The sequence below is a fragment of the Parapedobacter composti genome, assembly GCF_900112315.1.
In the GTDB taxonomy this organism is placed as follows: Bacteria; Bacteroidota; Bacteroidia; order Sphingobacteriales; family Sphingobacteriaceae; genus Parapedobacter; species Parapedobacter composti.
On the sequence record NZ_FOLL01000003.1, the window covers coordinates 108,068 to 131,862 of the forward strand.

At 53.4% G+C, this 23,795-nt stretch carries 20 protein-coding genes; 12 read left to right on the plus strand and 8 right to left on the minus strand.

The genetic code is table 11. From position 1 onward, the window contains the following. The first annotated feature begins 81 nt into the window (after positions 1–81). The 6 genes from uvrA to BM030_RS05255 all read left to right on the plus strand — a co-directional run bounded on the left by uvrA (position 82) and on the right by BM030_RS05255 (position 9,681). On the plus strand, positions 82–2,943 hold the full coding sequence (uvrA, locus tag BM030_RS05230; protein WP_090971893.1) for an excinuclease ABC subunit UvrA: 2,862 nt from the start codon (positions 82–84) through the stop codon (positions 2,941–2,943). A gap of 12 nt (positions 2,944–2,955) precedes the next feature. Next, positions 2,956–4,803 carry a DNA mismatch repair endonuclease MutL gene (gene mutL / locus BM030_RS05235; RefSeq protein ID WP_090971895.1) on the plus strand — a complete coding sequence of 616 codons (1,848 nt, stop codon included), beginning with the start codon at positions 2,956–2,958 and terminating at the stop codon, positions 4,801–4,803. Positions 4,804–4,835: 32 nt separating this feature from the next. Continuing rightward, a complete protein-coding gene (locus BM030_RS05240) occupies positions 4,836–5,567 on the plus strand; it encodes a rhomboid family intramembrane serine protease (protein WP_090971897.1) in 732 nt (243 codons plus the stop codon). A 118-nt stretch (positions 5,568–5,685) separates the two neighbouring features. Next, on the plus strand, positions 5,686–6,561 hold the full coding sequence (locus BM030_RS05245; RefSeq protein WP_090972225.1) for a rhomboid family intramembrane serine protease: 876 nt from the start codon (positions 5,686–5,688) through the stop codon (positions 6,559–6,561). Positions 6,562–6,564: 3 nt separating this feature from the next. After that, the gene (locus BM030_RS05250) at positions 6,565–7,689 is read left to right on the plus strand and encodes an endonuclease/exonuclease/phosphatase family protein (protein WP_090971899.1); all 1,125 of its coding nucleotides are present in this window, start codon (positions 6,565–6,567) and stop codon (positions 7,687–7,689) included. Positions 7,690–8,352: 663 nt separating this feature from the next. Next, positions 8,353–9,681 (plus strand): PhoH family protein, encoded by a 1,329-nt coding sequence (locus BM030_RS05255; protein ID WP_090971901.1) that lies wholly within the window; start codon positions 8,353–8,355, stop codon positions 9,679–9,681. A gap of 55 nt (positions 9,682–9,736) precedes the next feature. Here BM030_RS05255 and BM030_RS05260 read toward each other — a convergent pair whose 3' ends face one another. Continuing rightward, positions 9,737–11,098 carry a methyltransferase RsmF C-terminal domain-like protein gene (locus BM030_RS05260; RefSeq protein ID WP_090971903.1) on the minus strand — a complete coding sequence of 454 codons (1,362 nt, stop codon included), beginning with the start codon at positions 11,096–11,098 and terminating at the stop codon, positions 9,737–9,739. A 92-nt stretch (positions 11,099–11,190) separates the two neighbouring features. On the opposite strand from BM030_RS05260, the gene BM030_RS05265 reads away from it, so the two are divergent. The 4 genes from BM030_RS05265 to BM030_RS05280 all read left to right on the plus strand — a co-directional run bounded on the left by BM030_RS05265 (position 11,191) and on the right by BM030_RS05280 (position 14,947). Continuing rightward, positions 11,191–11,607 carry a hypothetical protein gene (locus BM030_RS05265; RefSeq protein ID WP_090971905.1) on the plus strand — a complete coding sequence of 139 codons (417 nt, stop codon included), beginning with the start codon at positions 11,191–11,193 and terminating at the stop codon, positions 11,605–11,607. Between the two features lie 148 nt (positions 11,608–11,755). Further along, positions 11,756–13,135, plus strand: a complete 1,380-nt coding sequence (locus BM030_RS05270; RefSeq protein ID WP_090971908.1) for an alpha-L-fucosidase — start codon at positions 11,756–11,758, stop codon at positions 13,133–13,135. Between the two features lie 4 nt (positions 13,136–13,139). After that, positions 13,140–13,430 (plus strand): acylphosphatase, encoded by a 291-nt coding sequence (locus tag BM030_RS05275; protein ID WP_090971910.1) that lies wholly within the window; start codon positions 13,140–13,142, stop codon positions 13,428–13,430. Positions 13,431–13,447: 17 nt separating this feature from the next. Continuing rightward, positions 13,448–14,947 (plus strand): oligosaccharide flippase family protein, encoded by a 1,500-nt coding sequence (locus BM030_RS05280; RefSeq protein ID WP_090971912.1) that lies wholly within the window; start codon positions 13,448–13,450, stop codon positions 14,945–14,947. On the opposite strand, the gene dusB is transcribed toward BM030_RS05280, so the two are convergent. Continuing rightward, on the minus strand, positions 14,944–15,939 hold the full coding sequence (gene dusB / locus BM030_RS05285; RefSeq protein WP_090971914.1) for a tRNA dihydrouridine synthase DusB: 996 nt from the start codon (positions 15,937–15,939) through the stop codon (positions 14,944–14,946). The two genes, BM030_RS05280 and dusB, sit on opposite strands and share 4 nt — an antisense overlap. A gap of 51 nt (positions 15,940–15,990) precedes the next feature. Beyond that, on the minus strand, positions 15,991–17,172 hold the full coding sequence (locus tag BM030_RS05290) for a formimidoylglutamase (RefSeq protein WP_090971916.1): 1,182 nt from the start codon (positions 17,170–17,172) through the stop codon (positions 15,991–15,993). Here BM030_RS05290 and BM030_RS05295 point away from each other — a divergent pair. Continuing rightward, positions 17,171–18,217, plus strand: coding sequence for an NAD-dependent epimerase/dehydratase family protein (locus BM030_RS05295; protein WP_244518697.1), 1,047 nt, complete (start codon positions 17,171–17,173; stop codon positions 18,215–18,217). The genes BM030_RS05290 and BM030_RS05295 overlap by 2 nt on opposite strands. A 1-nt stretch (position 18,218) precedes the next feature. Next, positions 18,219–19,511: an HAD-IB family phosphatase gene (locus tag BM030_RS05300; RefSeq protein WP_090971918.1), complete on the plus strand. Its 1,293-nt coding sequence runs from the start codon at positions 18,219–18,221 to the stop codon at positions 19,509–19,511. On the opposite strand, the gene BM030_RS05305 is transcribed toward BM030_RS05300, so the two are convergent. The 5 genes from BM030_RS05305 to BM030_RS05325 form a co-directional block, all read right to left on the minus strand. After that, a complete protein-coding gene (locus BM030_RS05305; protein WP_090971920.1) occupies positions 19,495–20,094 on the minus strand; it encodes a 5-formyltetrahydrofolate cyclo-ligase in 600 nt (199 codons plus the stop codon). The two genes, BM030_RS05300 and BM030_RS05305, sit on opposite strands and share 17 nt — an antisense overlap. A gap of 100 nt (positions 20,095–20,194) precedes the next feature. Then, positions 20,195–20,755, minus strand: coding sequence for an elongation factor P (gene efp / locus BM030_RS05310; protein WP_090971922.1), 561 nt, complete (start codon positions 20,753–20,755; stop codon positions 20,195–20,197). 204 nt (positions 20,756–20,959) lie between these two features. Further along, positions 20,960–21,580, minus strand: a complete 621-nt coding sequence (locus tag BM030_RS05315; protein ID WP_090971924.1) for an ABC transporter ATP-binding protein — start codon at positions 21,578–21,580, stop codon at positions 20,960–20,962. Positions 21,581–21,583: 3 nt separating this feature from the next. Continuing rightward, entirely contained in the window at positions 21,584–22,378 is a 795-nt protein-coding gene (lpxA, locus tag BM030_RS05320; protein ID WP_090971925.1) for an acyl-ACP--UDP-N-acetylglucosamine O-acyltransferase, read from the minus strand. Then, a complete protein-coding gene (locus BM030_RS05325) occupies positions 22,375–23,790 on the minus strand; it encodes a bifunctional UDP-3-O-[3-hydroxymyristoyl] N-acetylglucosamine deacetylase/3-hydroxyacyl-ACP dehydratase (protein ID WP_170845637.1) in 1,416 nt (471 codons plus the stop codon). The genes lpxA and BM030_RS05325 overlap by 4 nt, the downstream gene beginning before the upstream one ends. Positions 23,791–23,795: the final 5 nt, after the last annotated feature.

Genomic DNA, 23,795 nt, shown 5'->3' on the forward strand with positions numbered 1-23,795 from the left:
CCGGCAACCGATTGCCGGGCGTTTTTTTGTCGAATATTTTTAGTATTTTTGCCTTTACCGCAGGTTATTATTATATCGTAAATGACGAAGCTCAAAACGCCCGATCCGGGCGAATCCCGCGAGGGCGGGCAGGTACAGGTGTTCGGCGCGCGTGTACACAACCTCAGAGATATTGACGTAAGTTTTCCCCGGAATGAACTGGTGGTCATCACCGGGCTGAGCGGCAGCGGCAAATCGTCGTTGGCCTTCGATACCATCTATGCCGAGGGACAGCGCCGCTATATGGAAACGTTCAGTGCCTATAGCCGCCAGTTTCTGGGAGGCATGGAACGGCCCGATGTGGATAAAATTTCGGGGCTTAGCCCGGTCATCTCCATTGAACAGAAAACCACAAGCAAGAACCCACGCTCTACCGTGGGCACCATTACGGAGATCTACGACTTCCTTCGCCTGCTCTATGCGCGGGCAGGAGAGGCATATTCGTATGTGACGGGCAAAAAGATGGAACGCATGTCGGAAGAACAGGTGGTCGACCGCATCATCCGGCAGTTCGACGGGCAGGCCATCAACGTGCTGGCCCCGGTGGTGAAGGGACGCAAGGGCCATTATCGCGAACTATTTGAGCAAATCCGTAAACAGGGCTATGTGAAGGTGCGGGTAGACGGGGAACTGCTGGACCTGGTGCCTAAGATGCAGGTGGATAGGTACAAAATCCACGACATCGAGATGGTTGTTGATCGGCTCATGGTGTCGGAAAAAGACCGTAAACGGCTCTACGCGTCGGTGATGCAGGCAATGAAGGCGGCCAAAGGCATCATCAAGATAAGCGACCGCGACAACCGGGAGTATTTCTACAGCCGCTACCTGATGGATGCCGAATCGGGTATCTCCTACGACGAACCCCAGCCCAACACGTTTTCATTCAACTCGCCCTATGGGGCCTGTGAGCAGTGCGACGGACTGGGCTATGTGTACGAGATTGACCGCCACGTGGTGATTCCCGACCCCCGCCTGAGCATCATGAAGGGCGGATTGGCGCCGCTGGGCGAATACCGGGATACCTGGAACTTCCAGGTGCTGAAGGCGGTGGCCAAGAAATTTGATTTTTCGCTCTCCTCCCCCATCGAGAAGCTTACGGAGAAGCAACTGGATATTCTGCTGAACGGTGCGGAAGAGGAAGTGGTGGTGCCTGTGACGTACAGCAGCTGGAATACGAAGGATTACCGGATTACGTTTGAAGGGTTGTTCAAGATGCTGGAAGACCAAAGTGAGCGGCTTGGCGGGCCGGGCCTCGATGAATACCGGACGCAGCGGGTATGTCCGGCTTGCGGGGGCGCCCGCCTCAAGCGGGAATCGCTCCACTTCAAAATAGACGGAAAAAACATCCATGAGTTGTCGGTGATGGACATTTCCGCGCTGGCTGCCTGGTTTGAAGGCATCGAACAACGGCTGGATGAACGACAGAACGTCATCGCCACGGAAATCCTGAAGGAAATCCGGGCTCGCTTGGGCTTTCTCCTCGACGTGGGCCTCAATTACCTGACGCTGGATCGCACCGCCAAGACGCTCTCCGGAGGCGAGGCACAGCGCATCCGCTTGGCCACACAGATTGGATCACAGCTGGTTAACGTGCTATATATCCTGGATGAGCCCAGCATTGGGCTGCACCAGCGCGACAATGAACGCTTGATACATGCACTCAAGAACCTCCGCGATATCGGCAATTCGGTATTGGTGGTAGAGCATGACAAGGATATGATTCTCCATGCCGATTATGTGATTGACATGGGGCCTGCGGCAGGTGCCCATGGCGGTCTGGTGGTGGCGCAGGGCCGGCCGGAAGAGTTGAGGCAGGCCGACACGTTGACGGCGGCGTACCTCAACGGCACTAAGGAAATCCGCGTGCCGGAAAAGCGGCGCGAGGGCAACGGCCACGTGTTGCGCCTGGAAGGGGCTTCGGGCAACAACTTGCGTAACGTGACGGCGGAACTTCCGTTGGGTAAACTGATTCTGGTTACCGGCGTGTCGGGCAGTGGCAAGTCCAGCCTGATTACCGAAACCCTCTACCCGATACTGAACCACCATTTCTTCCGCGCCAGGAAGCAGCCGCTCCCTTACAGGAAGATAACGGGGCTGGAGCATATCGACAAGGTTATCGAAATCGATCAAAGCCCCATCGGCCGCACGCCCCGGTCTAACCCGTCGACCTATACAGGGGTGTTTTCGGATATACGTGCACTGTTTGTGCAGCTGCCGGAGTCCAAAATCCGGGGATATAAGCCCGGCCGGTTTTCTTTCAACGTGAAAGGCGGGCGCTGCGAGACCTGCCAGGGCGCGGGAATGAAAGTTATTGAGATGAACTTCCTGCCGGATGTGCAGGTACCGTGCGAAACGTGCAATGGCAAGCGGTACAACCGAGAAACGCTGGAAGTGCGTTACCGGGGCAAATCGATTAGCGACGTGCTGGACATGCGTATCGATGATGCCGTAACCTTCTTTGAGAATATCCCCGCCATTTACCGCAAGATAAAAACCCTGCAAGACGTGGGGCTGGGATACCTCACGCTGGGACAGTCGTCCGTAACGTTATCGGGCGGCGAAGCACAGCGGGTGAAACTGGCCACGGAACTTTCCAAAAAGGATACGGGCAAGACGTTCTACATCCTGGATGAGCCCACCACGGGCCTTCATTTTGAGGATGTGAATGTATTGCTGGGGGTGCTTAACCGGCTGGTAGATCGGGGGAATACCGTGCTGGTGATTGAACATAACCTCGACGTCATTAAGGTGGCCGACTGGGTAATAGACCTGGGTCCTGAAGGTGGCGCCGGCGGAGGGGAAATTCTGTTCAGCGGCACGCCGGAAGATCTGGTAAAATGCACCAACAGCCAGACCGGCCGTTTCCTTGCTCTGGAAATGCCCGGTGTGGGGATGATTTCGTAACTTCGCAGACGTATGTCAGACATTATCCAACTGCTGCCGGATGCCGTGGCCAACCAGATTGCCGCGGGAGAGGTGGTACAGCGCCCGGCATCGGCGGTGAAGGAATTGATTGAAAATGCGATAGACGCGGGGGCCGACAGGATAAGGCTGATCGTAAGGGACGGCGGGAAATCATTGCTCCAGGTCATCGACAACGGCTGTGGCATGAGCGTGACGGATGCCCGGCTGTGTTTTGAACGCCATGCCACGTCGAAAATTCGGAAGGCGGACGACCTGTTTGCTATCCGGACGATGGGTTTCCGGGGGGAAGCGCTGGCTTCCATCGCGGCCATTGCACACGTGGAACTTAAAACCCGGCGCGTGGAAGACGAGCTGGGCACCCTGGTGGAAATCGAGGGATCGGAGGTGGTACGGCAGGAGCCGGCCGCCGTACCGGCCGGTACGAGCATCGCCGTAAAGAATCTGTTTTACAATATCCCGGCGCGGCGTAACTTTTTGAAAAGCAATGCTGTGGAGATGAGGCATATCGTCGATGAGTTCCAGCGGCTGGCGTTGGCCCACCCCGGCATCGCCTTCGGCCTCCATAGTGATGGGCAGGAATTGTTCCAGCTACCGGCAGAAAGCCTGAAGCAGCGCATTGTTCACCTCTTCGGTAATGCGTACAACCAGCGGTTGGTGCCGGTAGAAGAGGAAACCACCATCATCAACCTCAGCGGGTTTATCGGCAAACCCGAATATGCGAAAAAGACCAGAGGGGAGCAGTTTTTCTTTGTCAACAACCGCTTTGTGAAAGACCCCTACCTTAACCATGCGATCATCAAGGCTTATGAGGGCATACTGCAGCCGGAGAGCTTTCCACTCTATGTGCTGTTTATCGAGATTGATCCCGCAAAGATAGATATCAACGTACATCCAACGAAAACGGAGATCAAATATGAAGATGAACGGGCCATCTATGCTATCCTTCAGTCGGCCGTGAAGCGTTCGCTGGGCCGGTACAACATTACCCCCACGCTGGACTTCAATCAGGAAACGGGGTTCAGCCACATGATTAGCCCCAAGCCGCTGGAGGAGATAACCCCGCCGACTATCACGTTTAATCCGCACTTCAATCCGTTTGACAGCCCCAAGCCCGCGGCGGGGGGGCGGACAGTGCCCGAACGCGAAAAACGCCCGGAAGGGATCCCGCAGAACTGGGATACGCTCTACCGGATTACGCAGCAGGTGGAACCTGCGCAGCTGAATCTCCACGGAAATGGGGCCGATGAACAGCCACGGACAGCCAAGCAGGGAAACAAACAACCTTTCCAGCTGCATAACCGTTACATTGTGTCGCAGATACACTCGGGCTTCATGCTGATCGACCAGCAGGCGGCGCACGAACGCATCCTGTTTGAGCAGTTTTTGCAGCAGCTGGAAAGCCGCCAGGGAGCGAGCCAGCAGAGCCTTTTTCCGCAGACCGTAACCTTTAATGCGGCAGATTTCCAATTGGTGGAGGAACTATTGCCGGATATCCAGGCATTGGGGTTCCGTGTGCGGGAGTTCGGCAAACACACGTTCGTGGTGGAAGGTATACCGGCCGACCTGACGGCGGGGATCAGTGAACGGCAGGTGCTTGAGCAGCTCCTGGAAGATTACAAGAACAATCAGGCGGCACTGAAGCTGCCCAAGCGTGAGAAGCTGGCCAGGAGCCTGGCCCGCCATGCTGCCATCAAGCCGGGGATCGCCCTGGCTACTGAAGACATGACCGAATTGATTGATCGCCTGTTTGCCTGCGAGCAGCCCAATGTGTCGCTGAACGGCAAGCCCGTGGTCGTTACGTTTACTTTGCAAGAACTGTCTGAGCGGTTTGAGCGTTAACTACTATATACGAATAAATAATAAAAAGCAAGATGTACAGTAACACCTCCCCTTTTTCCGGAATGCCGCCCGTGGTTAAAAACCTATTGATTATCAATATTATCTGCTTCGTGGGCAGTGCGTTGATTTTCCCGGGGGCAAACCGCCTGTTTGGCGTGTATTACCCGGACTCCCCGTTCTTCAAGGTCTGGCAGGTGATTACTTACATGTTCATGCACGGTGGGTTCACGCACATTTTTTTCAATATGTTCGCCCTGTTTATGTTCGGCCCGGTGCTGGAGCAGATATTGGGATCCAAGCGGTTCCTGAATTTCTACCTGATTACCGGACTGGGCGCGTTGCTGCTGCAGTTTATCGTGCAGGGCATTGAGGTATATGAAATTACGGGAACGGTGGCGGCAAGCCAGTGGTTGCGGTTTGATATGTTAGCGGGGGTTGTGAAGGGAAACCACCCCGGCTTGTCGCAAGACGATTTTCGGAAGCTGGTTTCCATCTATAATACGCCCATGGTTGGTGCATCCGGAGCCATTTACGGGTTGCTCATCGCGTTTGGTTACTTGTTTCCGAATACACCGCTGATGCTGATTTTCTTTCCGGTGCCGATTAAAGCGAAGTACTTTATTCCGGTGATGATTGTCATTGAGCTGTTTCTGGGCGTGTCAAGGGCAGGTACGTCTATCGCGCATTTTGCTCATATCGGAGGCGCATTATTCGGGTTTTTGCTGATCAAGCTGTGGGGTATCCGGCGGCCGAATTATTGGTAAAGGGGTGGTTTCAAACCTGGGGCAGGTAAATGCACCGGCAAAGAAGGTGAAAAATGATTCAAAAATTTTTTTCATATATTAGCAACGGCTAACAGCAACTTATACAGGGGGCATGGCGATGAAAAGGTCATTAATGAGCGATTTGTGGCATAAAGCTTTCCGTTCAGGAAATGCACTGTACTTATTTATCGCCATCAATATCTTGGTGTTCATCGGGATAAATCTGCTTTCGTTGATCTCCGTGCTGGGCATTACTGCGATGCCGCTGTCCGGTTACGCACTGAGCTGGCTGCATCTTCCCGCCCCAGTCATGGAGTGGGTGTATAAACCGTGGACAGCCGTTACCTATATGTTTACGCAGGAAGGATTGTTCCACCTGCTGTTCAATATGCTTTGGCTGTTCTGGCTGGGCATGATTTTCCTTGACTTCCTCAAGAAAAGGCAGTTTGTTTTCGTATACCTGGCCGGTGGCCTGGTGGGGGCTGCATTGTTTCTGCTGGTCTACAATCTTGTGCCGGTATTCCGGGCGGCTGCACCGGGAACGGCTATGATTGGCTCTTCGGCCAGCGTTAGCGCAATCGTATTTTCAGCCGCAACGCTGTTGCCGGATTATACCATCAGGATGCTGTTTTTCGGCAATGTCCGGCTCAAATACCTGGCGCTCGCCTTTCTGGTCATTGACGTGCTGGCCATTGCAGGCCTGAACGCCGGAGGAAGCATCGCCCATATCGGCGGAGCACTGTTCGGATTTATTTACATCAAACAGCTGCAGAGCGGGCACGACTGGAGCCGCATTTTGGGCCGCAGCAGTAAGAAGCGCCGGTTGCGGGTAATCCGCAACGAAGTTACACCGCAGGAAGAACCGCTGGTGCCCAATCAGGAAGTAATCGACAGGATATTGGATAAGATTTCCCAATCGGGCTACGACAGCCTGACAAAGGCGGAAAAGGAAACCCTGTTCAAAGCCAGCAAGCAAGGGCAAAACGAATATTGATTGATGGCACGGAAATCCGGACGAATGAAACGGCTGGGCTTCATCAGTAAGGTAGTCCTGGCGGCGAATGTGTGTGTCGTTGCCGCGCTGCTCCTTAGCTACCTGGCTCCGGTTATCGATCCCAGGAAGTTTTGGCCCATCGCGTTTTTCGGCATTGCTTATCTGCCGCTTTTGGTTATAAATCTCCTGTTTGTTGTTTACTGGCTGCTGCGGGATGCACGCTTTGCTGCCATCTCGTTGCTGTCCATTCTGCTCGGCTGGGGCACCCTGAACAAGCACATCGGGTTTAGCGGTAAGGTTCCCGAAGGGATTGTGGGTTCGCCCGACACCAGCCACATCCGCCTGCTTACCTATAATGTGCATTTTTTCCGGGAATTTGAACAGGAGGATAATGAATTGACTATCCGGGCGGAGGCCATGCAGTTAATGGACAGCCTTTCACCGGATGTTATCTGTATCCAGGAGTATTACACCCGAAAAAAAGGACGGCATAAGATGGCCAAAGCGTTTGAGGAAAAGGTCGGCACGCGCTACCACGTGATTTCACCTACGGCCCAAAACGAATATGAGGCCTATGGCATGGCGATTTTTTCGCGTTATCCCATCGTCGCATCCGGTCGCCTGCCCGCCCATGAATACGGCGTGAACCGGGTAATCTATGCTGATATTGACAAAGGGGGAAAGCGGTTCAGGGTATACAACGTGCACCTGCGTTCCATAGGTTTCCAGAAAGAGGATTATGACTTTATTAAGAGCCCGGCCAAGACCATCGAGAAAGATGCTGCTTCTACAAGGCGCATCGGGTCGCGTCTGAAACAGGCGTTCGCGGCACGAAGTGCACAAGCCGCTGCCCTCCGTAAACACAGCGAGCAATGCAGCACGCCATACATCATTGCGGGCGACTTTAACGACACGCCGCTATCGTATGCGGTAAACAAGGTTGCCGCCGGGCTGCAGAATGCCTTCCGGGAAAAAGGCCGGGGCTGGGGCGTAACGTATAATGGCGACTTTCCCAATTTCCAGATAGATTATATACTGGCAACCAAGGATTTCAAGGTGCATCATTACCAGATCATCAAAGAAAAGCTGTCGGATCACTATCCGGTGTGGGCGGATTTGCAGCTGTAACGTGCAGCCATAAAAAAACGGAGATCCGCCTCTTTCGATTTGGTATCTCCGCTTTAACCTTAATTACAACCGTGGTTGTAATCAAGGCATCAAGTCCGTTTCTTTGTCGGCATTCGTTCAACGCTTTCACCATAAAGGTAAAGCCTTTTTCATGCATTTGGCGCTTGCCGTCTTCTGCCATAGCAGACGGATGGTAGCATCCAAATCCCATTTCGATGTTTTGATTGAGCCTACCCTTTCTGGGAGTTCTGCAACTCCCATTCGGTATTATACCTATGGAGCCAATCCATCGCTTTAAAAGCTATCCCGGAATACTGCCTTCAGGCATGTTTCCATTTGCGGATGCTTACTGGGACGAATCAAAGAAAGAACGATTACTTGATATATACTAAGTTAGTAACAAAAGCCTTCTTTGTCAAGTAGAAAATGATATATTTTATTAACAGGTTTTCCACTTTCAGATGTTGGTTTATTTGTTGCGCATTTGCCATTTGAATAAGGTTTTTAGGCATGTTCAAGGGTTGGGTTAGGCTTTTCCACACCTGGCCGTCAGCAGGTTATCCACAATTCCGAAGGAAATGGGTTGTTGCAGGGGCACTAACGGTATATGCCCAAAATGTGAATATGGGCTGAAGCGAATGAAAAAAATGGTAATTTTATGCCATGGCGTCATCCCGTAAAATTTTCGTTTTGGACACGTCGGTGATCTTATACGATCACAATGCGCTCCACAATTTCCAAGAGCATGACGTGGCTATTCCCATACAAGTACTGGAAGAATTGGACAACCTGAAGGGAGGTAACGAAACCCGGAATTTCGAAGCGCGTAGTTTTATCAGGCTGATTGACGGCCTTGCCCGGAAGAAGCTGATTAACCAGTGGGTGCACCTGAATGGCCGTACCAGCGGTAAGTTCAGGGTGATCCTCTCCGACAGGCCGCAGCGGGCTGACGCCGTGCGCATCTTCGGGAACGAGAAATACGACCATCACATTATCAATGCGGCGCTGGTGCTGATGGAGGAAAATCCCGACAAAAAAGTTATCCTGGTATCAAAAGATATCTGCCTACGCCTTAAAGCGAAGGCGCTGAACCTGCTGGCAGAAGATTACGAGACGGGCAAAATCAAGAATGTGGATGAGCTTTATACCGGAAAGACCACGCAACGCGATGTGCCCGCCGAACTGATGGACGCTCTGCGGGAAAAAAACACCGCGCCGGCGGAAAGCTTGGCCTTGAATCACACGGGTGCTAACCAGTTTTATGTGCTGAAACATCACCGGCGTATCGTCCATGCTTTTTACGATAAACGTTCGCATACACTGACCACGGTACCCACGGCCCCGGTTTTCCGTATCAAACCGCGGAATCCGGAGCAGGCGTTTGCGCTCCATGCCCTGTTGAATCCCGATATCCGTCTGGTGAGCATACAGGGCAATGCCGGCACCGGAAAAACGCTGCTTGCGTTGGCCAGTGCGCTGGAACAGCGGAAAAGCTACCGGCAGATTTACATCACTCGCCCCGTCATCCCGCTGAGCAACCGTGAAATCGGCTTTTTGCCGGGCGATGCCAAATCAAAGACAGATCCGTTTCTGGCTCCGATATGGGACAACATCCGGTTTATCAAGGAGCAGTATGCCGATGACGATAAAATGCTCGAAAAGATTGACGAGCTTATCGCAACGGAGAAAATTGCCATTGCTCCGCTTGCATTTATCCGGGGGCGTACGCTGACCAAGATTTTCTTTATCGTAGACGAGGCCCAGAACCTGACGCCCCATGAAATCAAAACCATCATTTCCCGGGCAGGCGAGCACACTAAGATCGTGTTTACGGGCGATATCTACCAGATTGACACCCCATATTTGGATGCGGAAAGCAACGGCCTCTCCTACCTGATTGAAAATGTGAAGAACCATCCCCTATATGCCCATATCACCCTGCAAAAAGGCGAACGCAGTGAGCTGGCCAACCTCGCCAATGACTTGCTGTAACCCCCGATCACCGTCCACCGATCACCGACCCCCGATCACCGTCCACCGACCCCCATCACATCGTAGCAATCCGCCACTCTTTGGGATAATAATTGTTAATGCGGTTAGGCAGCAGTTTCATCCAGCCCAGTGCCGCCCCCCGGTAGGTGGCCAGCGTCCAGCCGCTGAGCTTCTGTGTATTGACCGACGGTGGAACATTGCCCTTGCGCAGGTATTCCAGCGCCATTTCTTTGTCGAGCGCGACTGTGGGCAGCCCCTGATGCCGGGCGTTGCTCAGGGCCAGGTGATGACTTGGGATGATGTCGCCCTTGGCAAGCCGCCCTACTCGGGTGCCCGCGTTTCGCAGGTAGAGCACACGTTGCAGGATACGTAGATCGGCTTCCCGGCCTTTGGGCAGCACGCATAGTTCATCGCCCACGGAAAAGGTGAAGTAGCGATGGCTGTCGGCAACCCAGCGCTGCAGTTCTTTGGGAGGGCGTGGGATATCGGCCTTGATATGGCGATCAAAAGATGGCTGGTCAGCGGTTTTACGGAACGCTGCCAGGAAAAAACCTTCGCCCCGAAGCTTGTGTGGATAAAAGCGGTACCCGGGGCATGCATGTTTATCCGAGGCGGTCTGCTCGATTCCCCAGTCGGCATCGATGGGTATGGCCACAGGTTCCACCCCCTGCGTTTCGCAGAGCCAGTCGGCAATCTGCTCATTTTCTTCCACGGAATATGAACAGGTGGAATACAGCAGGAATCCTCCCGCGCGGAGGGCCGGAAGGCTATCGGCCAGAATTCGCCGCTGCCGTTCGCTGCATAGCTGCACGGCGGCTTCCGACCACTCATTGATCGACGCGGCATCCTTGCGGAACATCCCTGAGCCGGAGCAGGGGGCATCCACCAGCATAAGGTCGACATAGCCCGGCAGATGGCGGAAAGCAGACGGGTCGTTATTGGTAACGACGGTGTTGGCATGCCCCCAACGCACCATGTTGTCCACCAAAATGTTTACGCGGCTTTTAATAAGTTCATTGGCAATAAGCAGGCTGTCGGCATGTAGGTAAGTGCTGAGCAAGGTGCTTTTACCCCCCGGCGCGGCACACAGGTCGAGTGCCACCAACGGTTGTCCGTCCAGCGCCAGTGCTTTGACCGCATGGGCGATGAACATCGAAGAGGCTTCCTGCACGTAGTAACAGCCGGCATGGAAGAGCGGATCCAGCGTAAACACCGGGCGCTCCGGCAAGTAAAAGCCGGTATCGCACCACGGTACGTGCTCAAGGGCCGTTGTGTCCGGCCCTTGGTTTTTCGCTGGGTTTATACGGATGGAGGTGACGCCTTCTTCCTGCCTGTGGGCAGTTTCAAAGGCGGCGGTATCAAATCCGGCGAACGTACCCAGTCGGCGAACAAGTTCAGGGGGGATAATATTGCTCATAGATTACAAAGCTACGGATTTAATGGAAGCGCAATATAACCATTGTGTATGTGCGCGGAAAACGATATTTTCGGCGCGGAAAATAAACAATAATGGAAGAGCCGCTTTACCAGGTGCCCGCCCGTTTCCGTTTTTCGGAAAACCTACATATTGTATTTTGGCTGATTAAAGACATCAGTTGGGCGATGCTGTGGCAGCCATTGGGTATGGTAATGGTTATCCCTACCGTGGCGCTTGCTGTCAAAATCACCATCCAGACCCGTTACATCAAAAGTGAGCTGTACCACAACCTGGCCGTGTTATGCTGGATATGCGCTAACTGTACGTGGATGACGTTTGAGTTTTTCTGGCCGGAATACGATCACCTGCGGTACTTCACGGCGATACCGTTCTGCTGTGGTCTCGCCTTTATCATTTATTATTACACGGTGTTGTTGCCCGCCGCACGGAAGCGGATTCCGGCTACAACGGCGGCGGCTGACGGCGTTCCGCAGCATCCGCTTACGTAATAATAAAGGGGGAAAGCCACTAAGGGGCGTCAACATTGCGGGAGCCGGCCTATTCAACTCAATTAACTTAATCGTAACCTGTATTGCCAAAAGAACAGAAGCATCGGGATGATTCGTTACATTCGTGGGTACAAACAATTATAGGACCATGAAACCTTTATTTGCAAGTCTGTTAGCTTTTCTCATTGTGGCCGAGCTGGCGGCTCAGCCTTATCAGGCCAACTGGGAGTCGTTGGATCAGCGGGAGGTACCACAATGGTGGCGTGATGCCAAGTTCGGGATTTTCATCCACTGGGGCCCCTACTCCGTTCCGGCGTATGCGCCCGTGGATGAGGTTGAAGGGATTTACGAAAAGTATGCCGAACATTACGAAAACCGCCTTAAGGGGGGCAATAAGCTGTTTACGGATTATCACCGGGCAACCTATGGGGAGCACTTTACGTATAGTGATTTTGCGCCGATGTTCAATGCGGAACATTTTGATGCGGCGAAGTGGGCCGACCTATTCAAGCGTGCCGGCGCCAGGTATGTGGTGCTTACGTCTAAGCACCACGATGGCTTCTGCCTATGGCCCAGCCGGTACAGCCCCAAGTGGAACAGCATGGAGATAGGCGCCAACCGCGATTTGGCCGGAGAACTTACGCAGGCGGTGCGCGATGCAGGCCTGCACATGGGCTTTTATTATTCCCTGCTGGAATGGAGCCACCCGTTATACAAAAAAGAAACCATCGAACAATGGGTGGATACCTACATGATTCCGCAGATGAAGGAGCTGGTTAATGCTTACCGGCCGGAAGTGCTTTTTTCTGACGGTGAATGGGATTACACCAGCGAAACCTTGAAGAGCGCCGACTTTCTCGCGTGGCTGTATAATGAGTCGCCGGTAAAGGAAACCGTTGTGGTGAATGACCGATGGGGCAAGGAGACGCGCAGCAAGCACGGCGGGTATTATACGACGGAGTACGATTTGGTGCATAACGATAAAGGTATTGGCGATAAGGCCACACATCCCTGGGAAGAGAGCCGCGGTATCGGCACGTCGTATGGTTACAACCAGTTTGAAACCACGGCGCATTATTTCTCTTCCAAGCAGCTGGTGGATTTGCTGATCGACAAGGTAAGCAATGGCGGCAACCTGCTGCTCAATGTGGGCCCCAGGGCCAACGGGCTTATCCCCGTGATTATGGAACAGCGTTTGCTTGACATCGGGCGCTGGCTCCAGGTAAACGGCGAGGCAATTTATGGTACCCGGGCGTGGCTGGAACGACCGGCTGCTGAAGCGCAGCCGGATGTGTACTATACCCGTAAGGGCAACGACCTGTATGTCATCTGCAAGCAGTGGCCCACGGCTCCCCTGAGGGTGCCCGGCGTTAAGCGGCCCCTGTCTGTTTCCCTGCTGGGATCGCCCGTTGCGGTAAAGGCGAAGGCCGGCGGCGGTGGACTGACCATCACGCCTCCGGCGGTAACGCCGGCGACGATGCCCTGCGAACACGCGTGGGTGTTCAAGCTGGAAGCTGTATTGGAATGATAACATGAACGAAAAGAAACACCTTAACATCACGGTGCACGGCAAGGTGCAAGGGGTATTTTTCCGGTTGACCACCAAGGCGGTGGCCGACCAGCTGGGCGTAAAGGGCACGGCACAGAACCGGCCGGACGGCACGGTGTATATCGAAGCGGAGGGCGACGACTTTGCGCTGGAGGAGTTTCTGGACTGGTGCCGCGAAGGGCCTGAGAAGGCTGAGGTGGAAAAAGTAGACCACGTGGAGGGCGAAATGAAAAACTATCGTAACTTTGAGGTCATCAGGAAAACGCAGGGCTGACCTTAATGTTTTAACGCTTGTCTGTACTCAGGAACTTCGCCGGACAAACCGCCATATACGGGCTGAGCACCATCGTTGCCCGGTTAATCAACTTTGTGCTTACGCCATTGTTCGTGGACCGATTCTCGCCCGCTGTATACGGTATTTTCAACAATATGTACAGCTGGGCGGCGATGCTCAGCGCGGTGCTTGCTTTCGGCATGGAAACCACGTATTTCCGGTACCTGCAAAAGCATGAAGGAAACCGGGCTCAGGTATATAACAATAGTTTTGTCATTATCCTGTTTACCTCGGCGGTGTTTATCATTACGGTGCACCTGTTTTCAGGTGGCATCGCCACATGGCTAAATAATGGGTATTACGATGCGGACTATAACCGTTATGTCCGCTATTTTGCGTGGATTCTCGTGGCAGACGCGTTGGCTGTTATTCCGTTTGCCCGCCTGCGGGCTGAAGGGCGCCCGGTGCGCTTTGCTCTGCTTAAATTGGTTAATATCCTGACGTTCGTTGGCCTTAATCTGTTGTTCATTGTGGCTATTCCCTGGCTGTTGGAACAAGGAGCGGTCGGCTCGGCGGGCATAGCCACCTGGTACCGTGAGGGCTGGGTGGGGTATGTTTTTCTGTCAAACCTGGCAGCCAGCGGGCTGACGCTGTTGCTGCTGCTGCCGGAAATCGCCAAACTGAAACTGCGCCTCGACCGGAAGTTGGCCAAGGATATGATTACCTATAGTTTTCCGGTGCTGGTGGCCAATATCTCGTTCATCATCAATGAACACGTTGACAAAATATTGATTCCCAAGTTGCTTCCCGGAGGGGTGGGCGCCAGGGATCTGGGAATTTATGGTGCGGTGTCCAAAATTGCGGTTTTCCTCAGCATCGGCGTGCAGGCGTTCCGGCTGGGTGCCGAACCTTTTTTCTTTAGTTATGCAAAAAATGAAAACGCACGCACGATCTATGCGCTGATCATGGACTACTTTGTCATCGCCATGGTGCTGGTGATGGTGGGCATCACGGTCAATATCGAATGGCTGAAGTACTTCATCGAGGGCGGCAGCCCCGCTGAGCAGGCCGCATACTGGTCTGGCCTCCCAATCGTTCCGGTACTGCTGTTGAACTATGTGCTGCTGGGCATTTACATGAATCTGTCTATCTGGTACAAGCTGTCTGACCAGACGCGGTTTGCACTTTACATCTCGGGCATCGGAGCGGTTATTACATTGGTGTTGAATGTCGTTTTTATCCCGCAGTACAGTTATGTGGCTTCGGCGTGGGCGACCTTGCTGGCTTATGGTAGCATGGTGCTTATCTCTTACCTATGGGGACAGCGCCATTACCCCATCCCCTACCGCGTCGGCAAGAACGGTGGCTATATCCTCGCAGGCATAGTGGTTTGCTGGTTGGCGTTTGACGTGTTTGACCGCCACCTCATCATCGGCAACCTGTTGTTTGTGGTTTTTGCTGGGGCAACGCTGCTCATCGAGCGGAAAACCCTGTTGGCGTTGCTACGGAAGGATTAAGCGACTTCTTCCATGGCAAATTGTTCGCCGATCTCGTCGAGCACGGCGTGGATCTCGGCGACATCGGTGAGCGATACCAGCCGGGTGCGGTATTCCTTGAAATGGGGGATGCCCTTGAAGTAGTTGGCATAATGGCGGCGCATTTCAAAGACACCGGTTTTTTCCCCTTTCCATTGGATGGACTTTTCGAAATGCGTCCGGCAGACGGATACCCGTTCGGCGATGGTGGGGCCGGGCAGGTATTCGCCCGTTTGGAAGAAGTGCTTGATTTCGCGGAATATCCACGGGTAACCGATGGAGGCGCGCCCAATCATGATGCCGTCCACCTCGTATTCCATCCGCCATGCGGCGGCTTTTTCCACACTGTCCACGTCGCCATTGCCAAAAATGGGTATGCGGATGCGCGGATTGCGCCGGACCTCACGGATAAGCCGCCAGTCGGCCTGGCCTTTATACATCTGGGACCGTGTACGGCCGTGGATGCTCAATGCCTGGATGCCCACGTCCTGCAGGCGCTCGGCTACTTCATAAATGTTCTTGGTATTGTCGTCCCACCCGAGGCGGGTTTTCACGGTGACGGGCAGGTGGGTGGCTTCCACGACGGCTTTCGTCATGGCGGTCATTTTGTCAATGTCCTGTAACAAACTTGCACCTGCCCCGCGGCACGCTACATTCTTGACGGGGCAACCATAGTTGATATCGATCAGATCGGGCCCGGCCTGTGAGGCGATTTGCGTGGCCTCGCGCATGGTATCAATGTCGCTGCCGAAAATCTGGATGCCGATGGGCCGTTCATACTCAAAAATGTCCAGCTTTTGGCGGCTCTTGGCGGCATCACGGATGAGGCCTTCGGAGGATATAAATTCGGTATACATGAGATCCACTCCGTTTTGCTTGCACACAAAACGGAACGGTGGGTCGCTCACATCCTCCATCGGCGCGAGAAGCAGCGGGAATTCCCCTAAATCGATATTTCCAATGCGTACGGCCATATCCGATTATCAATATCCGCCGCAAAGATACGGAAAATCAACCATATGGATTTATTGCAGTTTCTGGTGGGTCTTCCACCATAGATCGGGCATCTCGCCCGACACGGCGGTCTGATAGTCTTCGTAGCGGCAGGGAACCAGGTAATAGCGTTCGTTAACGGATTTGGACCCCCAATAGGGTACTTGCATCCACCAGCGATCGGATTTCTTGCTCTTGATGAACACCAGCTCGTAAGCATCGTCATGCAATGTGGTTCGGTAGGTGATGTAGGCCGACTTGGGCACCAGCGGCGCATCGTGCTTGCGGTTATAGAATCCGTCGATGAAGTACCAAACCATTTCGGCCATAAGCAGGGCGGTTTGCCCGCGTTGATCAAGCGAAGGGTTGTATTCGTAAAAGCCGATGGAGGTGAGCTTGTCACTCATGCCGGCATAGCGGCAAATCTGGCAGGCCTCATGGCCGAACAGACCATTCGGTGTGGTGTGGGCACTTCCAGGGGCATCGGAAAAACGCAGGGCACCCATGTCGAAACTCACCATATCGGCCGCCCGGATAATGGGTTCGATGTGATCGAGCTTGCCAGCAATAGCCCCCAGCCGCATCGTGTTGAAATACAGCTTATCATACATGGCGATGGATTCTTTGCTGACGAAATAGGTTTGATAAGCGAGGCTGTTTAAGTTGAACAGGTAGTCCGGTTGGTGCAGGATAATATGGTTGAGATAGGTCTGCGAATTAAGCGGAGCGCTTTCGGTTTGCTCCTGATCCAAGTCAAACCGGGAATCTATAACGGATACTTCTACCTTTTGCTCCAGCGGCTCGTATCCAAGGTATTGGGCATAAGTAATGTCTTGCCCGCCCCCCAGGATGATGGGCACGATGCCGTCCCTGATCAGTTCGCTGACGACCGTCTTTACCGCGGCATAGGTATCTGTTACCGTTTCTCCGGCCCGGATATTGCCCAAATCGGCAAGGCGCACGTTGTAATCGCCCTGGTATAGGGTATATAGATAGTTACGCACGGCGTGGGCCGCTTCGGCACACCCCCTATTGCCAATCGCCATGCGGTCGTCCAGCACCCCAAAGATGGCCAAATCCGGCTTGTCGTCTTCCAAATCCGGAAAGTTCTGCTCATAGGCGCGTACTACGGCACCCAGCTGTGAGCGGAAAAACCCAGTATCGGGCGTAAAGTCCGCCAGGGAAACAGGCGAAAAGAAAACGGATAGGGACATGGTGCAAATATCCATTTATTACCTTACTTTTGAAAGCGTTATTGTCAACTATTCTACGGCGGTGGTTTTAGTAACTGGAGGAACAGGTTTTCTGGGTTCGATATTGATTAAGCGGCTGATAGCGTCAGGCGTGCGGGTACGTGCCACGAAACGGGAATCATCGTTGGTGCCGGCCGATTTGGTGGGGGCAGCGGGGCTGGAGTGGGTAAACGCGGATATCAATGACTTTTTTGCCTTGGAGGATGTGTTTGAGGGCATCACCAAGGTATACCACTGCGCGGCCAAAATCTCCTACCATGCGGCTGATCGGGAACTGCTGATGAAGGTAAATGTAGAGGGGACGGCCAACGTGGTGACGCTCGCGCTGGAGCGCGGTGCACGGCTGCTGCACGTGAGCTCCATTGCTGCGCTGGGCAGGGCCAAGGACGGTCAGGAAACCACGGAAAGCGACCTTTGGGAATTCCATGCAAGGCAACCGGGCTATGCCATATCGAAATACGAGGCCGAGATGGAAGTTTGGCGCGGCATTGCCGAGGGACTGGATGCCGTTATCGTCAATCCCTCATTGGTGATCGGCGCTTCGGCACGGATGGAGGGTGGTGACAGCGGCGGCGCGATCTTTTCCTTGCTTCACAGGGGCCTTAGGTTTTACGCGACCGGCTGGGTGGGGCTCATCGATGTGGAGGATGTGGCCAAGGCCATGGTGCTGCTGATGGAAAATCCGTCGGTCAGTGGAGAGCGTTTTCTGCTGAACAACGTTAATATGAGCAGCAAAGAGCTGCTGGAGCGATGCAGCAGGTACCTTGGACGACCGGCGCCGCAATACCGGGCGACACCTTTTCTGTTGGGTATTGCGTGGCGTGCCGCCTACCTGGCATCACTCCTTTCGGGCAAGCGTCCCCTGCTGACCCGTGAGACGGCTCATTCAGCCAGTAGCAGGGTCCGTTTTTCGAACAAAAAGCTGATTGAGGTAACCGGCATGGCGCTCAAACCGATAGACGAAACGCTGCGCGAAATCTGTATTACACTGAAAAAAACAGCATAAATTGAAGAACTATTACATCATTGACTTTGACAGTACCTTCACGCAGGTGGAGGCGCTGGATGAGCTGGCCCGCATTTCGCTGGCCGACCATCCGGCAAAAGAATTGATTTATGAAGAGATCAGCAAGCTTACCGACTTGTCGATGAACGGAGAGCTCTCGTTCCGCGAAAGCCTATCCAGGCGGGTACGGCTGCTGGAGGCCAACCGTGAGCACCTGAAAAAGCTGGTGTCTATCCTGCGGAGGAGGGTTTCCACTTCGTTTTCGCGTAACCGGGAGTTTTTCAAGAAGCATAGCGACAGTGCGCTGATTGTTTCCGGGGGGTTCAAGGAGTTCATCGTGCCCGTGGTAAGCCGTTATCACATTAAACCGGAAAACGTGTATGCCAACACCTTCACGTTTGATGAAGCGGGTAACATCACCGGCTATGACGAGGGCAACCCGCTGTCAGAAGAAGGCGGGAAGGTGAAGCTGCTCCGGCAGCTGCAGCTGCCGGGAAGGATATATGGCATCGGCGATGGTTACTCTGACTTCCAGCTAAAGGAATCGGGGCTAATAGCGCGTTTTTTTGCGTTTACGGAGAACATTGAGCGAAAGAGCGTGTCAGAGAAAGCCGACCACGTGACGCCCAGCTTCGATGAATTTCTGTATGTAAACGACCTGCCGCGTGCCATCTCCTATCCGAAGAACCGCATCCTGTGCCTGATTGTAGGCGATGTACCGGAAATAGCCGCGCATATCCTTAAGCGCGACGGGTTCTCTATCCGCGTGAAAGCCACTTTTGAAGAGAAGTACGTGAAAGACGTGGGCATGCTGCTGCTCGGCAAAGGGGAGCAGCTGGCCGATGAGCAGCTGGCGCGGGCGGATAAACTGAAAACCATCGGCTACCTCGGCGATAGCAAACACCGCGTAAACCGGGAAATCTGCAATGAGAAGGGCATCGTGCTGTTTGACGACAAGAAAGAGAAAAAACGGAACAGCGAGTTCATTCCCCGGCGGATGGCCGACTTCATCAATAAGGGGGATACGTATATGAGCCGTAATTTCCCGAACCTGCAGCTGCCGAAAATTGAAAAAGCCCACCGCCTGCTCCACATACACAGGAATGTGCCCGGCGTGATGGCGCAGATTAACCAGGTGTTTGCCGACAACAGCATCAATATTGTGGCTCAATTCCTGATGACGAAGGGGAACATTGGCTATGCGGTGACCGACGTTGACACGCAATACGACAAACAGCTGCTCAAACAGCTCCGGCAAATCGATAATACGGTTAAATTCAGGGTGCTGTATTAGCGTCGAATTGCCAGATGCGATAAGGGGTGACGCAGCGGTCGAGGCGGACGTCAAATGCGTTCACGTCGCTGATGCGGGGTGTCGCATCGAACAGCGAAAGGCCGATTTTTTGTGTATCGGCCCGGCAGGCCCGGAGGAAGCGGTCGTAAAACCCTTTGCCATAGCCTACGCGGTTGCCATGGGTATCAAAAGCCAGGAGCGGCACCAGCACGGCGTCTATCGCTGCCGGCTCAATGGGCGTGCCGTTTTGCGGCTCGGGGATACCCCATCGGTTAGGTGTCAAAACCGTAGCCTCATCCCACAGAACATGTTGCATCCCGGCAGTGGCGCTATCGCTCCTCGATATGGCCAGACGGATTGCCGGATATTGCTGTTTTAACCAGGCGGCAACGGCAAAAGTGTCCGGCTCACGGTTACCCAGTATGGGCAGGAAGAGGTGAACGAGGGCATATCCGGAGAAATCCAGCTGCTTCAATTGTGTTAATAACTGCCCGTTCAGTCGTACAAACTCGGTGTCTGACAAGTTTATCCGCTTTTCGCGATACTGTTTGCGGAGCTCAGACTTGGTTGCTGGGAGCGTCATGTACTGCAAATGTACACAACGGGTGTTATACAAAAAAATCGGCCTCGAGGCGGGGAGCCCCAAGACCGAATAATCAACCTAAACCTAAAAATTTGAACTCTTATTTCACGCGCTCGATGTAGTCACCGGAGCGGGTATCAACTTTTACTTTATCTCCCTGGTTGACAAACAGCGGAACCTTGATTTCCACGCCTGTCTCCACGGTAGCACTTTTCAGTGCATTGGTGGATGTGTCACCTTTCACGGCCGGTTCGGTATACGTCACTTCCAGCTCCACCGTCGTTGGCGCCTGCGCCATGATGGGTTCTTCACTTTCCATGGCTACCAGCACCTGCATACCTTCTTTCAAAAAGCGTGCCGAATCCCCAAAAAGATGTTTCGGTATGTTAAATTGATCAAAGGTATTGTTGTCCATTACCACAAAGAAATCTCCGTCTTCATAGAGGTATTGGTAGTCGTTGGTTTCTACACGTGCAATTTCGACTTCTTCGTCGGTACGGAAGCGGTATTCCACGAGCTTCCCGGTTTTTACGTTGCGCATTTTGGCTTGGTAAAACGCCCGCAGGTTTCCGGGAGTGCGGTGTATGTATTCCTCTACAGCTACCAGTTCACCGTTGAAGCGCAAGATGTTACCGGTTTTTACGTCTGAAGCTTTGGCCATATTAGTACGATAATTTAATTGGCCACAAAGATACGAAAGCGGCGGTCAATCACCAAATGCGGCTGGGCACATTTACCTGCTTACTTTTCGGCAAGGCTCGCTGTGCAACAGGCGTGAAACCATGCAGCGAAGCGCTTTTGGGCGCCAATAAACAGCCACGTGGCGCACCGAAAGGTGTTACGCCGCGGGCGCTTTCGCATTTGGCTAGGTTTTATAGTCTGTTATGTACAAATGATGATCGCAAAAACTGTATTCCCTTTCCTGATTAGAACAGATGATCAGCAGCCGGCCGTGCGCAGTACGTTCCACCAGGCGCAGGTACCAATTCACGCCCGGCTCATCGAGGTTGCTGGTAGGCTCATCAAGCAGAATCAGGGGAGTGTCTGCACAGCAGGCCAGCACCAGTTTAACCCGCTGTTTCATTCCGGAAGAAAAATGCCTTAGCTGTTTGTCTTTTGCGGCGTGCAGCTCCAAAAAGTCAATAATCGCCTGTTCGTTGAACCCTGCAAGGTAGTTTTTGTGGCTGAAATGGAAGCGGAGCTGCTCCCGGAGCGAAAACTCTTCGATGAGTTCGATGTATGGTGCGGCCAATGCAAGATAACGGTACATCTCATCCGGTTCAACGGCCTTACCTGCCAGCCGGTAGGTGATATGCCCGGCTGAGGGGGTAAGGCTGGATGCGACGACCTGGAGCAGCGTAGACTTTCCTGAGCCGTTCGGCCCAAGGATGGCATAGCGCTGCCCAGCCGTAAAGCGGTAGTCCAGGTGCCGGAAAATCCAGTCCCGGTTGAAGCGCCTGCCGATGCCCTCGAGGATGATTTCCATCGTCTAAAGCAGCCCCTTGCTTTGACCGAACCCTTTCATGACGCCCCGGTTGGAGTTGCGTACGAAATCCAGTATTTCATCACGTATTTCCGTAGGTTTGTATTCAGCCTCGATAACATCGAGTGCTTTGGCCAGGTTGTTATTTTTTACGAACAGCACCCGGTAAATGTCTTGAATCTCGTTGATCTGGCCGGACGAGAATCCCCGCCGCCGTAAGCCTACGGAGTTGATGCCTGCATAGGACAAAGGTTCACGGGCGGCTTTAACGAAGGGGGGCACGTCTTTGCGAACCAGCGATCCGCCGGCAATGAAGGCGTGCGAGCCGATATGGCAGAACTGGTGAACAGCCACGAGGCCTGCCAGTACGACATAGTCGCCCACGGTAATGTGGCCCGCCAGCGTGCTGCTGTTGGAAAAAATACAGTTATCGCCTACGATGCAATCGTGGGCGATATGGCTATAGGCTTGGATAAGGCAATTTTTACCGATAACGGTTTTCCAACGGTCCTTGGTGCCCCGGTTTACGGTAACGCATTCCCTGATGGTGGTATTATCGCCGATTTCTGCGGTGGTGTCTTCCCCTTCAAACTTGAGATCCTGCGGAATGCCTGAAATGACAGCCCCCGGGAATATGCGGCAGTTTTTGCCGATGCGTGCACCGTTCATGATGGTGACGTTAGAGCCAATCCACGTGCCTTCTTCGATAATGACGTCTTTGTGGATGGTTACAAACGGCTCGATGACCACATTGCCGGCAATTTTTGCTTGAGGATGTATATATGCTAAGGGCTGTATCATGCTTGACCTTCTTTACCTTCTTTAACTTTTACGATTTGTGCCATCAGCTCGGCCTCAACAACAATTTTTTCACCGACCATTCCCACGCCTTTCATCTGTGCGATGCCCCGGCGTATTGGCTCCAGCAGGTCACAGCGGAAGATGATGGTATCTCCCGGGTTTACCTGCGCTTTGAACCTTGCGTTTTCGATTTTGAGGAACAGGGTGAGGTAATTCTCCGGGTCGGGCACGGTGCTGAGTACCAGGATGCCGCCGGTTTGGGCCATGGCTTCGATTTGCAATACTCCGGGGAATACGGGTGCACCGGGGAAGTGGCCCATGAACAAATCTTCGTTCATGGTTACGTTTTTCAGGCCCACCACATGGGATTTGGTGAGTTCCAGGATTTTGTCGATCATGAGGAAAGGTTGCCTGTGCGGCAATATTTTCATGATCTGCACCGTATCGTACAGGGGAGGCATGTTTGGGTCGTAAACCTTCACGTACTTGCGGCTTTTCTCGCGTTTGATCTGTGCGCGGATTTTTTTGGCGAAAGCAACGTTGGCGGCGTGTCCCGGCCTTGCGGCCATAATATGACCCTTGATGGGGCGCCCCACGAGCGCCAAGTCGCCGATCATGTCCAGCAGTTTATGCCGCGCGGGCTCGTTTTGGTGGCGGAGTTCGATATTGTCCAATATCCCTTCTTTGGCCACGTCAATGTCTTCGCGGTTGAACAGCTTGGCAAGGTGCCGCAGCTGTTCTTTGCTCACTTCTTTATCGACCACAACAATGGCATTATTGAGGTCGCCCCCTTTGATGAGGTTGTGCTGGAGCAGCATCTCCAGTTCGTGCAAAAAGCAGAACGTGCGGGAAGAAGCAATGTCTTTCGAAAACTCGTCAATGTTGCTGATGGAGGCATGCTGGCTGCCCAATACGGGCGAATTGAAGTCGATCATGCAGGTAAAGCGGTATCCATCCAGCGGCATGGCCACCATTTCCACTTTTCTTTCGGGTTCGGTATGGTGGATGTTATGGGGTATTTCGTAATAGTCACGATCAGCCCCCTGGTCGACATAGCCGGTTTGCTCGAGGGCTTTGACGAAGGGTGCCGAGCTGCCGTCCATGATGGGCACTTCGGGGCCGTCAATATCGATAAGCACATTGTCGATTTGCAGGCCTACCAAAGCGGCCATGAGGTGCTCAATGGTGCTCACGCTGGCTCCGTTTTGGGAAATGGTTGTGCCGCGGGATGTGTCTGAAACGTTGTCGGCATCTACCAATACGGTGGGTTGATCGGGCAGGTCAATGCGCCGGAATTTGTACCAATGGTGTTCCGGCGCTGGTTTCAAGGTCATGGTTACGGGCTTGCCGGTATGTAGCCCTACTCCCGAGATGGTAATTTCTGATTTGATGGTTCGTTGTTTTACATTCATTAGCG

What these genes read in the sequence shown, in the direction of transcription:
- BM030_RS05325 (WP_170845637.1), bottom strand. Translation starts at nt 23,790, where the DNA reads ATGAATGTAAAACAACGAACCATCAAATCAGAAATTACCATCTCGGGA.
- BM030_RS05315 (WP_090971924.1), bottom strand. Translation starts at nt 21,580, where the DNA reads ATGGAAATCATCCTCGAGGGCATCGGCAGGCGCTTCAACCGGGACTGG.
- BM030_RS05270 (WP_090971908.1), top strand. Translation starts at nt 11,756, where the DNA reads ATGAAACCTTTATTTGCAAGTCTGTTAGCTTTTCTCATTGTGGCCGAG.
- BM030_RS05260 (WP_090971903.1), bottom strand. Translation starts at nt 11,098, where the DNA reads ATGAGCAATATTATCCCCCCTGAACTTGTTCGCCGACTGGGTACGTTC.
- BM030_RS05265 (WP_090971905.1), top strand. Translation starts at nt 11,191, where the DNA reads ATGGAAGAGCCGCTTTACCAGGTGCCCGCCCGTTTCCGTTTTTCGGAA.
- BM030_RS05305 (WP_090971920.1), bottom strand. Translation starts at nt 20,094, where the DNA reads ATGACGCTCCCAGCAACCAAGTCTGAGCTCCGCAAACAGTATCGCGAA.
- BM030_RS05255 (WP_090971901.1), top strand. Translation starts at nt 8,353, where the DNA reads ATGGCGTCATCCCGTAAAATTTTCGTTTTGGACACGTCGGTGATCTTA.
- BM030_RS05240 (WP_090971897.1), top strand. Translation starts at nt 4,836, where the DNA reads ATGTACAGTAACACCTCCCCTTTTTCCGGAATGCCGCCCGTGGTTAAA.
- mutL (WP_090971895.1), top strand. Translation starts at nt 2,956, where the DNA reads ATGTCAGACATTATCCAACTGCTGCCGGATGCCGTGGCCAACCAGATT.
- lpxA (WP_090971925.1), bottom strand. Translation starts at nt 22,378, where the DNA reads ATGATACAGCCCTTAGCATATATACATCCTCAAGCAAAAATTGCCGGC.
- BM030_RS05290 (WP_090971916.1), bottom strand. Translation starts at nt 17,172, where the DNA reads ATGTCCCTATCCGTTTTCTTTTCGCCTGTTTCCCTGGCGGACTTTACG.
- BM030_RS05295 (WP_244518697.1), top strand. Translation starts at nt 17,171, where the DNA reads ATGGTGCAAATATCCATTTATTACCTTACTTTTGAAAGCGTTATTGTC.
- BM030_RS05275 (WP_090971910.1), top strand. Translation starts at nt 13,140, where the DNA reads ATGAACGAAAAGAAACACCTTAACATCACGGTGCACGGCAAGGTGCAA.
- dusB (WP_090971914.1), bottom strand. Translation starts at nt 15,939, where the DNA reads ATGGCCGTACGCATTGGAAATATCGATTTAGGGGAATTCCCGCTGCTT.
- efp (WP_090971922.1), bottom strand. Translation starts at nt 20,755, where the DNA reads ATGGCCAAAGCTTCAGACGTAAAAACCGGTAACATCTTGCGCTTCAAC.
- BM030_RS05250 (WP_090971899.1), top strand. Translation starts at nt 6,565, where the DNA reads ATGGCACGGAAATCCGGACGAATGAAACGGCTGGGCTTCATCAGTAAG.
- BM030_RS05245 (WP_090972225.1), top strand. Translation starts at nt 5,686, where the DNA reads ATGAAAAGGTCATTAATGAGCGATTTGTGGCATAAAGCTTTCCGTTCA.
- uvrA (WP_090971893.1), top strand. Translation starts at nt 82, where the DNA reads ATGACGAAGCTCAAAACGCCCGATCCGGGCGAATCCCGCGAGGGCGGG.